Origin of the sequence: Veillonella ratti (assembly GCF_003992115.1) — a bacterium.
Lineage (GTDB): Bacteria > Bacillota > Negativicutes > Veillonellales > Veillonellaceae > Veillonella_A > Veillonella_A ratti.
Genome location: NZ_RQUX01000009.1, coordinates 1 through 12,110, shown reverse-complemented (window position 1 = coordinate 12,110; position 12,110 = coordinate 1). Strand labels below are relative to the sequence as shown.

At 42.5% G+C, this 12,110-nt stretch carries 11 protein-coding genes; all 11 read left to right on the top strand.

Annotated features, from left to right (window positions below; translation table 11 throughout):
- Nucleotides 1–76: 76 nt before the first annotated feature.
- The 11 genes from dnaK to EO124_RS05200 all read left to right on the top strand — a co-directional run bounded on the left by dnaK (nucleotide 77) and on the right by EO124_RS05200 (nucleotide 12,033).
- Nucleotides 77–1,933, top strand: a complete 1,857-nt coding sequence (dnaK, locus tag EO124_RS05250) for a molecular chaperone DnaK (RefSeq protein WP_127058650.1) — start codon at nucleotides 77–79, stop codon at nucleotides 1,931–1,933.
- A gap of 18 nt (nucleotides 1,934–1,951) precedes the next feature.
- Nucleotides 1,952–3,130: a molecular chaperone DnaJ gene (gene dnaJ / locus EO124_RS05245; protein ID WP_021842079.1), complete on the top strand. Its 1,179-nt coding sequence runs from the start codon at nucleotides 1,952–1,954 to the stop codon at nucleotides 3,128–3,130.
- A gap of 41 nt (nucleotides 3,131–3,171) precedes the next feature.
- On the top strand, nucleotides 3,172–4,020 hold the full coding sequence (locus tag EO124_RS05240; RefSeq protein WP_127058649.1) for a 50S ribosomal protein L11 methyltransferase: 849 nt from the start codon (nucleotides 3,172–3,174) through the stop codon (nucleotides 4,018–4,020).
- Nucleotides 4,021–4,287: 267 nt separating this feature from the next.
- Complete coding sequence (locus EO124_RS05235) at nucleotides 4,288–5,031, top strand: RsmE family RNA methyltransferase (protein ID WP_127058648.1); 744 nt, start codon at nucleotides 4,288–4,290, stop codon at nucleotides 5,029–5,031.
- Between the two features lie 142 nt (nucleotides 5,032–5,173).
- Nucleotides 5,174–6,472 carry a tRNA (N(6)-L-threonylcarbamoyladenosine(37)-C(2))-methylthiotransferase MtaB gene (gene mtaB, locus EO124_RS05230; protein ID WP_127058647.1) on the top strand — a complete coding sequence of 433 codons (1,299 nt, stop codon included), beginning with the start codon at nucleotides 5,174–5,176 and terminating at the stop codon, nucleotides 6,470–6,472.
- Nucleotides 6,473–6,591: 119 nt separating this feature from the next.
- The gene (locus EO124_RS05225; RefSeq protein WP_021842083.1) at nucleotides 6,592–6,939 is read left to right on the top strand and encodes a histidine triad nucleotide-binding protein; all 348 of its coding nucleotides are present in this window, start codon (nucleotides 6,592–6,594) and stop codon (nucleotides 6,937–6,939) included.
- A 208-nt stretch (nucleotides 6,940–7,147) separates the two neighbouring features.
- Nucleotides 7,148–7,327, top strand: coding sequence for a 30S ribosomal protein S21 (rpsU, locus tag EO124_RS05220; RefSeq protein ID WP_004695751.1), 180 nt, complete (start codon nucleotides 7,148–7,150; stop codon nucleotides 7,325–7,327).
- Between the two features lie 21 nt (nucleotides 7,328–7,348).
- Nucleotides 7,349–7,804: a GatB/YqeY domain-containing protein gene (locus EO124_RS05215; protein WP_021842084.1), complete on the top strand. Its 456-nt coding sequence runs from the start codon at nucleotides 7,349–7,351 to the stop codon at nucleotides 7,802–7,804.
- 133 nt (nucleotides 7,805–7,937) lie between these two features.
- Nucleotides 7,938–9,830 carry a type I glutamate--ammonia ligase gene (locus EO124_RS05210; protein ID WP_127058646.1) on the top strand — a complete coding sequence of 631 codons (1,893 nt, stop codon included), beginning with the start codon at nucleotides 7,938–7,940 and terminating at the stop codon, nucleotides 9,828–9,830.
- 506 nt (nucleotides 9,831–10,336) lie between these two features.
- Nucleotides 10,337–11,131 (top strand): bifunctional hydroxymethylpyrimidine kinase/phosphomethylpyrimidine kinase, encoded by a 795-nt coding sequence (gene thiD, locus EO124_RS05205; RefSeq protein WP_127058645.1) that lies wholly within the window; start codon nucleotides 10,337–10,339, stop codon nucleotides 11,129–11,131.
- Between the two features lie 44 nt (nucleotides 11,132–11,175).
- Nucleotides 11,176–12,033, top strand: coding sequence for a hydroxyethylthiazole kinase (locus tag EO124_RS05200; protein WP_127058644.1), 858 nt, complete (start codon nucleotides 11,176–11,178; stop codon nucleotides 12,031–12,033).
- Nucleotides 12,034–12,110: the final 77 nt, after the last annotated feature.

The window sequence follows — 12,110 nt, the reverse complement described above, 5'->3', positions numbered from 1 at the left end:
TAATCCGAGTCGCAGCTTATATTAGAAATTAACATGACAATAGATGGCATAAGATAAAAATAGGAGGTCATTTAAAATGGCAAAAGTAATTGGTATTGACTTAGGTACAACAAACTCTGTAGTCGCTGTAATGGAAGGCGGCGAACCGGTCGTTGTTACAAATCAGGAAGGTTCCCGTTTAACACCTTCCGTAGTAGGTTTTGCAAAAAATGGTGAACGTTTGGTAGGTCAGTTGGCAAAACGTCAGGCTGTATCTAATCCTGAAAAAACGATTTCTTCCATTAAACGTCACATGGGTAGTGACTACAAGGTAAAAATTGACGACAAACAGTACACGCCGCAAGAAATTTCTGCTATGATTCTTCAGAAATTGAAAGCCGATGCAGAAGCTTACCTTGGTGAAACAGTAACTCAGGCCGTAATTACCGTACCTGCTTACTTCACCGACAGCCAACGTCAGGCTACTAAAGATGCCGGCGCTATTGCAGGCCTTGACGTTCTTCGTATCATCAACGAACCGACAGCAGCTGCTTTGGCTTACGGTGTAGATAAAGACGAAGAAGGTAAAGTACTCGTATTCGACCTTGGCGGTGGTACCTTCGACGTATCCATCCTTGAACTCGGCGACGGTGTATTTGAAGTAAAAGCTACCAGCGGTAACAACCACTTGGGCGGTGATGACTTCGACCAACGCATCATGGATTGGATGATTGCAGAATTCAAAAAAGATACAGGCATTGATTTGTCTCAGGATAAAATGGCGGATCAACGTTTAAAAGAAGCTGCCGAAAAAGCTAAAATTGAATTGTCCGGCGTTATGAGCACGAACATCAACTTACCATTTATCACAGCTGATGCTACCGGCCCTAAACACTTGGACTTGACTTTGACTCGTGCCAAATTCGAAGAATTAACTCACGACTTAGTTGAAGCTACTATTGAACCTACTCGTAAAGCGTTGGCTGACTCTGGTCTCAGCGTAGGCGAAATTGATAAAATCTTACTCGTTGGCGGTTCTTCCCGTATTCCGGCTGTTCAAGAAGCTATCAAACGCGTTCTTGGTAAAGAACCTACCAAAAACGTTAACCCTGACGAATGTGTAGCCGTTGGTGCTGCTATCCAGGGCGGTGTACTTGTTGGTGAAGTTAAAGACGTATTACTTCTCGACGTAACTCCATTGTCTCTCGGTATCGAAACTTTGGGCGGTGTTTTCACACGCATTATCGATCGTAACACTACGATTCCTACATCTAAGAGCCAGGTATTCTCCACAGCAGCCGATAATCAACCGGCAGTAGATATTCATGTATTACAAGGTGAACGTGACTTTGCTGCTGACAACAAAACACTTGGTCGTTTTGAATTGACCGGCATTCCGGCAGCTCCACGTGGGGTACCTAAAATCGAAGTTACATTCAACATCGATGCTAACGGTATCGTTAACGTAAAAGCTAAAGACATGGGCACCGGTAAAGAACAGGCTATTACCATTACTTCTTCCGGCGGTTTACAACAGGATGAAATTGACCGCATGGTAAAAGAAGCAGAAGCACATGCAGCTGAAGATAAAGCTAAAAAAGAAGAAATTGAAGTTAAAAACAACGCCGATTCTTTAGTATACCAAGCTGAAAAAGCTGTTAAAGACTTCGAAGGTAAAGCCGATGCAGCAACTCTTGAACAAGTTACTAAAGCTAAAGATGCTTTGAAAGCCGCTATCGAATCCGGCAATGTAGAAGATATCAAAGCTAAGAGCGAAGAATTGACTAAACCATTGTACGAATTGTCCACTAAGATGTATGAACAAGCTCAGGCTGCTCAGCAAACTGCCGGTGGTGATGCTCAGGGCGCTCAAGGTGCTCAAGGCGGCGCACAGCAGAATGATGATGTAGTTGACGCTGAATACACTGAAGTAAAAGACGATAAAAAAGACTAAGAGGACGGTAAGTAACTGATGGCGAAGGATTATTATGACGTCTTAGGGGTCGATAAAAACGCCTCTCAAGACGAAATAAAAAAAGCGTTTAGAAAAAAAGCGCGCCAATACCATCCTGACGTAAACCGCGACAATCCTAAAGAGGCAGAAGAAAAGTTTAAAGAAGCTAACGAAGCCTATGAAGTATTGTCTGATGAAACCAAACGTGCCCAATATGACCAGTACGGTCACGACGCCTTCACTCAAGGTGGTGGCGCCGGGGCCGGTGGTTTCGGCGGCTTTGGCGGTCAAGGCGGTTTTGGTGGGTTTGGCGGCCAGGCCGGCGGCTTTGGAGATATTTTTGACATGTTCTTCGGCGGTGGCGGTCAACAAAATAACGGTCCGCAAAAAGGTGACGATCTTCGTCATGATGTGGAAATCAGTTTTGAAGATGCCGCTTTCGGTCGTAAAATGACGATTGATGTACAGCGTCATGAAGAATGTAATCACTGTCACGGTACCGGCGGTGAACCGGGTAGCAAGGTTGAAACTTGTCCTCGTTGTCACGGCAGCGGTCAGGAAACAGTGGTACAAAATACCCCATTCGGTCAGATGCGTTCCGCTCGTACATGCTCCGTTTGCCACGGCTCCGGTAAAAAGATTGAAAAACCTTGTAAGGTATGTCACGGCAGTGGTGAAACCGTGGGCCGTAAGAAGATTGAAATCAAAATTCCGGCCGGCGTTGACAGCGGTTCCCGTTTGCGTGTAGCCAATGAAGGCGAACCGGGGATTAAAGGCGGTCCTAAAGGCGACTTGTACGTATACATTTACGTAAGACCAAGTCGTGAGTTCGAACGTCAAGGCAACGAAGTAGTAAGCGAAGCTAAGATTTCTTTTGCCCAAGCTGCAATCGGTGCGACTATTATGGTCAACACTTTGGACGGCAAAGTTGAACTTAAGATTCCTGAGGGAACCCAGACCGGCACAATCTTCCGTTTGAAAGGCAAGGGGATTCCGTACTTACGTAACCCAAGCCAGCGCGGTGACCAACATGTTCGTGTAACGGTTGTAACACCTAAGAAGTTAAACCAGAAACAGCGTGAACTTTTGGTACAATTTGCCAAAGAAGGCAAAGAAGATGTAACCGTGTTAAAAGAGAGCAAGAGCATTTTGGAAAAAATCGGTGATAAATTCAAAGATGCCTTATGTGGTGATTGAAAAGCTCGCCTGAACTTCTTGTTCGGGACCGGAGGTATATAATGAAATGGATAGAAATATCCGTTGCCATCGAAAGAGTAGTCATTGAAGAGGTGACTACTCTTTTTGATACATATAGTAGCAACGGCTTTATAGAAGAAGATATTCCTAATGAACCGGCTTGGGTGCAGCTTACTTTGTATGGTGATACTGAAAAAACGCCCCGGGAATGGGAAGAATTAATTGCAGGGGCTCTAAAAACGGCTCAATTCAACTACAAGCACCTTTATGCTAAAGAAGTAACCGATACAGATTGGTATAACAATTGGCAACAGTATATTGAGCCGACGGAAATTTTACCGAATGTAGTAATCCGTCCGGCCTGGAAAGAGTATACACCGAAGGGCAATGAGACGGTGCTTACTATTGACTCCGATTTATCCTTCGGTACGGGGGCGCACGAAACAACGAAGGCTTGTGCCGAACTCATGGCCAAATACGGGCAAAATAAGGCAACCTGCCTTGATATTGGCACGGGCACGGGTATTTTGCTCCTCGTTGCTCATACGCTGGGGATTCCCTGTTTAATTGGTATAGATATCGATGAAAATGCGGCTGAACAGGCTAAGCTTAATTGTGTAACGAATAAGGTAGCGGCCAAGATAATCTGTGGTGATTTAGCTAAGGATTTTGACGGTAAAGCGGATTTAATCATGGCCAACCTTACGGTAGATCCATTAAAGATTCTATTGCCTACTATAAGTACCAAATTAGCCTCTGACGGCGTTTTAATTATCAGCGGTATCATCGATGACCGGTACGATGAAATCATGCCGTATATTAAAGAACATTGGCAAATTGAAGAAGAATTGGTTAAAGGGTCATGGCACACTTTGGCTTTGAAGCAGTAAGCATAGTGTTTTAAAAAATGCTATAAGAAGTCGATAAATAGACAGCTTAACATAAAGCAGTAATAATTAAATAGTAGAAGCATAAAGAGTAATTTTCGCACTTATGATGTACTTCGCTGACCAGTTCATCCGGAAAATTACTCTTTTTATGATATAATAATACATAGAATTATTTAGATGATGCTTGAATTGTCTGATGACTTCATATATTATAAATAGGTTGTTTTTATAAGATTACGCTAACATTAATCACGAAAGGCACAGCTCATGAAGAAAATTTTTATCGATGCGCCCTTAGACACAATGATAACCATACCAAAAGACACAACTCATCATTTATTGACAGTATTTCGTCATAAAATGGAAAAGCCCGTTATGATTGGCGGGAGTGACGGTAAAACGGCTGTATATAAATTATTGGAAGTCGTTGATGGGGAGGCTAAAGCTGAACTTATCGGCCATATTCAAGACGAGGTAGCCGGTGAAGTTGAAGTGGTGCTTGTACAAGGCTTTCTAAAAGCCGATAAATTGGAATGGGTTTTGCAAAAAACAACAGAGCTTAATGTTCATACAGTCTATGCTGTGCCGATGAGAAATTGTGTAGTACAATATAAAATGGACAAATTACCTCAAAAAGTACAGCGTTGGGAGAAAATCATGAAAGAGGCGGCCCAACAATGCGGTCGTTCTAAATTGCCGGAATTCACGGCTGATATTACCTTAGCCGATGTTTTAGCGCGAGAACAAGCTAATGGCAGTCTTTTGTTGGTTGCTTATGAAAATGAACATAGTTTGACCTTAAAAGCAGCTTTAGAACAAGTGGAATCGGAAGATGTGATTCAGCGCGTCGTTATTTTTATCGGTCCGGAAGGCGGCTTAAGCAACGATGAACTGACGCAATTTGAAGCAGCCGGCGCCCGTGTGGTGACATTGGGAAATACTATTTTGCGTGCCGAAACGGCTGCTGTAGGTGCTGTAAGCATGTTGCAATATGCACTAAATATGGACTAAATAGATTTTAAATTGGGATTGAGTATATTCTGAATTAGGACTAAATATGTTCTAAGTGTGGACTAATATATTTTAATTTTACTAGAGATGTTCTAAGTATGAACTTTTTTAGCATAATAGATAGGAGAATGAGCAAAAAGATATGAAAACAGTAGCATTTACTACCTTAGGCTGCCGTGTTAATCAGTACGACACGGATGCCATGCGTGGTTTATTTATACAAGGTGGCTATACGCCGGTAGATTTTGATGAAAAAGCGGATATTTACGTTATTAATACTTGTTCCGTTACGAACATGGGGGAACGGAAATCCCGTCAGTTAATCCGTAAAGCTAAACGTACTAACGAAGATGCATATATTATCGTTACCGGCTGCTATGCTCAGCTGGCACCGGAAGCCATTGCTGCCATTGACGGCGTTAATCTCGTTATCGGTACGAATAACCGTCATCGCGTAGTAGAGTTGGTAGAACAGCTCGAATCTACTGAAAAACAAATCAGTATCGTGCGTAACATCATGGAACAGGCTACGTTTGAAGAAATGCCGCTTTACGGTAATGAAATCGACAAGGCCCGTGCTTTTATGAAAATCCAGGAAGGTTGCAATAACTACTGTACTTTTTGTATCATTCCGTACACCCGCGGTAAATTGAAATCCCGTCGCATAGAAGATATTGTAAAAGAAGCTAAACGATTGGTAGAACATGGTTACCATGAAATTGTGCTGACCGGGATTCATCTCGGCAATTACGGTATTGAACTGCCTGAAAAACCTAATTTAGCAAGCGTTGTGAAGGCATTGCTGGACATTCCGGGCTTAGAACGTATTCGTTTGGGATCTATTGAATCGGTGGAAGTATCGGAAGAGTTGGTTGACTTAATGGCAAACGAACCACGCTTCTGTACGCATTTACATTTGCCGCTCCAAGCCGGTTCCGACCATATTTTAAAACTCATGAACCGTCATTATAATCTTCAGGAATTTAAAGATCTAATTGCCCGTTTACGCAGTCGTATTCCGGGCCTTGCCATTACAACCGATATCATTGCGGGTTTTCCTGGTGAAACGGACGAAGATTTCGAAGAAACTATGAAAACTGTAGAAGAAATCGGCTTCACCCATATTCATGCGTTCCCATATTCTAAGCGCGAAGGTACACCGGCCGCTACCATGGAAGACCAGGTACCGGAAGCGGTTAAAAAGACGCGTGTGGCTCTTTTGAATAGTCTTGGACAAAAAGGTTTGCAAAACTTTGCGGAACAAATGATCGGCAAACCGGCCCAAATCCTCATTGAACGTGAAGAAGACGGTTATTATCTGGGCTTTACGAATGAATATATTCACGGTAAAATAAAGAAAGGGACAACTGCACACGACGTAGGGACAATCATAGGCGGCACCGTTACAGATTTTGACGGTGAAACTTTAATTATTGAATAATCGATTTTAGCCTGTATACCATGATTATTGATAGTCATGATTAAGATTGAACCAGCGAAGTTTTTGTGTAGGCAGTTATCAAATTTAAATCCGTATTCTTACCAAAGGAGCGATGACGCATGAGCGACGAATGTATTTTTTGTAAAATTATTAAAGGTGAAATTCCTTGCAACAAAGTATTGGAAAACGATAAATTTTTAGCTTTTCACGATATTAACCCTGTAACCAAGGTACATATTCTTGTGATTCCTAAAAATCATGTAGCCAACATCGCTCATTTGACTGATGAAAAAGCAGCTTATGTGGAAGGTATTTTGCCATTCATCAAAGAAGTAGCTAAAGAAGCGGGTCTTTCTGCTGATGGTTATCGTGTTGTATTCAATACCGGCGCCAAAGCAGGTCAGTCCGTATTCCACTTGCATGCTCACATTTTAGGTGGTCAGGAATTAGGTTGGCCTGAAATTTAACGAATAACAATCAAACTTGTAACAGGTATATGAATTTCAGACTTACATATCATGATTTTTTATACCGATTTATTGTAAAAAAGTTGCATAAATACAGTGCATAATGATGTTCAAATATTGACAAACATAGTGTCAAACATTATAATATCTTTATGTGCGTATAGTAAATACCTGCACTTCCATCGAATAATTGGAGGGAGGGATATAGATGTCTGAAATTAAAGTCGGTAAAAACGAAACGCTTGAAAGTGCTCTTCGCCGTTTTAAACGCTCCTGCCAAAAAGCGGGTGTTTTATCTGAAGTAAGAAAACGCGAACACTACGAAAAACCAAGCGTAAAAAGAAAGAAAAAATCTGAGGCTGCACGTAAGCGCAAATTCAGAGCGTAAGATTTATCTTGGAGGCACGGTATGTCCTTAAAAGAACAGTTAAAGGCGGACATGAAAGAAGCTATGAAAGCTCGCGAAGCGGGTAAAGTAGCCTTATCGGTAATCCGCATGGTTAACGGTGCAATTAAAAATACAGAAATTAACGAAAAGCGTGAGCTTAGCGATACAGATATACTGGGAATTTTGGCCAAAGAAATGAAAATGCGTCAAGATTCACTGGCTGAGTTTGAAAAAGGTCAGCGTGACGATCTCGTGGCCCAGACTAAAGAAGAAATGGAAATATTGAAGAAATATTTGCCGGCTCAACTGAGTGAAAGCGAGATTCGAACTATCGTAGTCAATGCTATCAGCAGCTTAACGGCACCTGTGAAAATGGGTGACGTAATGGGTAAGGTAATGCCTGAAACCAAAGGCAAAGCGGATGGCAAATTAGTTAATACGATTGTACGAGAAGAAATTGCAAAGGTTAACGGTTAACCTTTTGTTGACATACTAAAGTGAGTATGTTAATATACCCTTAAAGATAATATTAGGTCAATGAAGACCCCTTGAACATTGTTGTATGACAGTGTCGAGGGGTCTTTTTGCATTTTTAGAAGGAGGAATTCTTATGGTAAATGAATTGTTGTATTACATTCCCGCAGGTCAGTATGGTAAAGAAGGGGTGCTGGCCCTCTTGGAACAGCATCCGGAAATTAAATTCGTGTCCTTGGTAGGCGTAGATTTAGCCGGTAATGATACGGATGAAAAAATTCCTATCGCTATGTTCTTCGATGACTATGAATCATTCTTTGAAGGCCGTGCCGTACAAACTGACGGTTCCTCCGTTGTGTTGACCGGGATTGCTACCTTGAACAACGCCCGCGTAGATATTTGGGGCGATCCAAGTGTTAACTGGTTCATCGATTACAACTATGAAAACATCGATCCGGCAACAGGTTTACCAACCGGTACCCTTCGTATTCCGGCTTTCTTGATGCACAATGAACGTTATGTAGACTCCCGTTCCATTTTGAAAGAAACTTTAGACTTTGTTAAAGCTGAAGTGATGGCTCTTTTGAAAAACAACAAAGTTAAAGGCATGGAACATGTGAACGTGGATGACATTGCGGACTTAGTTTTCACAACCGCTACGGAATTGGAATTTTGGGTAAAAACACCATCCAAAGTAGTAAGCACCAAAGAATTGTCCACCTCTCAAAAATTACAGGAACAGTATTGGCAGCGTACGCATGGCACCGTTCGTACCGCTATGGAACAGGCCGTTGAAATGCTTGATGCATACGGCTTAAACGCTGAAATGGGCCATAAAGAAGTTGGCGGCGTTAAAGGTAAAATCGACGACGAAGGCCATATGGACCATGTATTGGAACAGCTCGAAATCGACTGGAAATACACCGGTAATCCATTACAGACAGCCGATAACGAATTACAAGCTCGTATCATCGTGCGCGAAGTGTTCCGTGAAAACGGCCTTGATGTTACCTTCCAGGCAAAACCTATTATCGGCGTAGCCGGTTCCGGGGAACATACTCATTTCGGCTTGATGGCTAAAATGAAAAACGGCAAAATGGTTAACTTGTTCTCTCCTGAAGATATGAAAAAAGCTTTCTTGAGCCCACTCGGTCTCGGAGCTATTATGGGGCTTCTTAAAAACTACGAGGTTATTAACCCGTTCATTACGTCCACAACCGACTCCTTGAATCGTTTAAAACCGGGCTTTGAAGCACCGATTTGTATCGTTACATCCTTAGGTAATCAGCCGGATGAACCTAGCCGTAACCGTACTATCCTTTGCGGTTTGATTCGCGATATCGGTAACCCTATGGCCACTCGTTTCGAACTTCGTTCGCCAAACCCTTATACCAATACTTATACAGCCATTGCCTTGATTTATTCCGCCGTGCTTGACGGTTTGCGCTATGTAATTACCTCCGGCAAAACACCGGATGAATTATTGGCTGAATTGTCCAAGAATCCGGAAGATTCGGCAGATTACTTAGAAACAGGTCGTGCATATCGTTCTGAAAAGAATGTATTTGAAGATTACACCGAAGAAGAACGTAACAGCCGCTACGGTGTGCCACCGGCTACTGTTTGGGAAAACATCTTAGGCTTCAAAAACAATCCTGCTAAAGTAGAAGCTTTGGTTAATGGCGGTGCTTTTGCCAAAGACCTTATGGAATCCTTTATTGCCGGTATTTTGAACCGTTGGAAATTAGAATTAATCAATCGTTTGATTCCGGCTAACATCAACACAATCCGCGCTATGAAACCAATCCATGGTGATGACGGTTTAGACATCTCCCGTTGGGATGCAATTAATGATATGCGTTACTATTTAGCGAAAGACACCGGTTCCAATACATCTTTATTCACTCGCATCGGTCAGGCTATCGCTGAAGGTGACTATGATACAGCTTCTAAATTGCAGATGGAAATGAATGAAAAAATGCTTGATTTGGAAGCGAAATATGCGGAATATACACGCAACGTATTATAAAATATTCTTTTGCCGGCGCTGGGTTCGTATTCCTTAGGGCGTGAGCAAGAAGTAAGTTAGTCGTTTGTTGCGACTTTCTATGAGAATCAACAATATATAGGAAAGCAATACAGGTCCTCTCGCAGTTCCGAGTTCTTACGAACAAAGTCGCTGCTTAGAGGACCTGTATTGTTTTCCTTAATAATAGTGCATCAACTTCAGTGAAAGTCGCAACATCCTAAAATATCTCCTTGCAACACGCCCTAAGTTCTTGCGAACAAGGGGCAGGGCAGAAAGAATATCGGGGCTGAGGGGGAGGCGTTGGGCAAATAAAGGTTAGGGGTGAGTTAGAGGATTAACTTTATCAAAAGGAGTATTAAGGGAGATGGCTGAATATAGAACCGAAGATAAATTGTTTTGAATTATTTCTCTGAATAACGTAAAATAGTAGTAAGTATTGGGTTGTACCGTATTCGTATTTGGCTCGGGATTAAGGAGAGTCCCGGGCTCACGTATTGGAGGACAACATGAATAAGAATAGCTTTCCTACAGCGTTAACGATTGCCGGCACGGATCCGTCCGGTGGTACCGGTATTATGGCGGATTTGAAGTCGTTTCAGGCTCGTCAGGTGTATGGCATGGCGGCTGTAACGAGTGTGGTGGCACAGAATACAAAGGGCGTTCGTCTCATTCAGAATGTGGATTTGGAAATGCTCGAAGCGCAGCTTGCTTGTGTTTTTGAAGATATTCCACCATTAGCTCTAAAAACAGGCATGATTTCGAATGTGGATATGATGCGCATTATTCGCAAATATGTGGACGGTTCCGTACCGTATGTAATGGATCCGGTTATGGTGGCTACCAGTGGCGATCATCTTATTGATGCACAGGCACGCGACCAATTTAAAGCGGAATTAATGCCGGTAGCCACATTGGTGACGCCTAATTTGTCGGAAACAGAATATTTGGTAGGTTTTGCCATTGAAAGCGAGTCTGATGTTGAAAAAGCAGCGCAGTTCGTTTTGAATGAAATGGGTCCTAAAGCCGTTATTATCAAAGGTGGCCATTTTGGCGAAACAGCGAAGGATTATCTGTATATTAAGGGTGAAAAACTCGTTACTTTTGAAAGTCCGCGCTATGATACGCCGAATACCCATGGCACAGGTTGCACGTTCTCCGCTGTCATTACGGCGGAACTTGCTAAAGGAAAATCTTTGGTAGAGGCCGTTGGCATCGGCAAGGATTTCATCAGCAAAGCCATCAAAGAAAATCCGGGTCTTGGCAAAGGTCATGGGCCGGTAAATCACATGGTTATTGTGTAAGAAAATCCTTTTAACTATTGATTAATATATAGGAATGAAGAGTTATGTCATATATTAAATTATTACGGGAGCAAAATCCGCTCGTAATTTGTTTAACCAACGATGTGGTAAAAAACTTTACCGCCAACGGCTTATTGGCTGTGGGCGCGTCGCCGGCCATGAGTTCATGCATGGAGGATTTGGAAGACTTATTGCCATATGCTAAGGCGTTATTGGTAAATATTGGGACCGTAAATCCGGAGTTAGCGGCTTTTTATAAAAAAGCAGTAGCATTAGCCAATAAACTAAATGTGCCCGTTGTATTAGACCCAGTAGCGTGCAGTGCCGGTGCTTTTCGCAAACGAATTGCTATGGATTTATTGGAGCAGCATACGATTACTTTGCTTCGCGGCAATGCCGGTGAGATTGCTTCTTTAGTCAGTGAAAAGTTGAAAAAATTAAAAACTGACCCGTTAGCAACGAATGATGCTGCTGACATGGAATCAGAAGAACAAGCAATAGCGACTAAGGGCGTCGACAGTGAAGGCGTAGCTAATCCGGGTAAGCTAGCTGAACAATGCGCTAAGTTATTTGGCGTAACAAGCATTGCCACGGGGCCGGTTGACGGTATTTCGAACGGCAATAGGACGGTAGAATTTGAACATGGCTCATCCATGATGCCGCTCGTTGTCGGCACAGGCTGCTTATTGGGCGGCTTTTTAGGCGCCTTTATTGGTTCTACACAACTACAAGACGATGAGATCTTTAATTCTGCCTTATGGGGGCTCAAAGCCTATTCAATAGCCGGTGAAATGGCGGAGACAGAATGTCAACATTTATATAACAAGGTTGAACCGGGTAGTTTTCAGATTGAATTCTTGAATGCTTTGTATCGGATTCAGGATTCGGATGTGGAGGCGTAAACTGATGAAAAATAGTTTTAAGGCCGAAGAGTTAAAGGTATATTTTATTTGTGGTACACAAGATTTTAAGTCCGCAA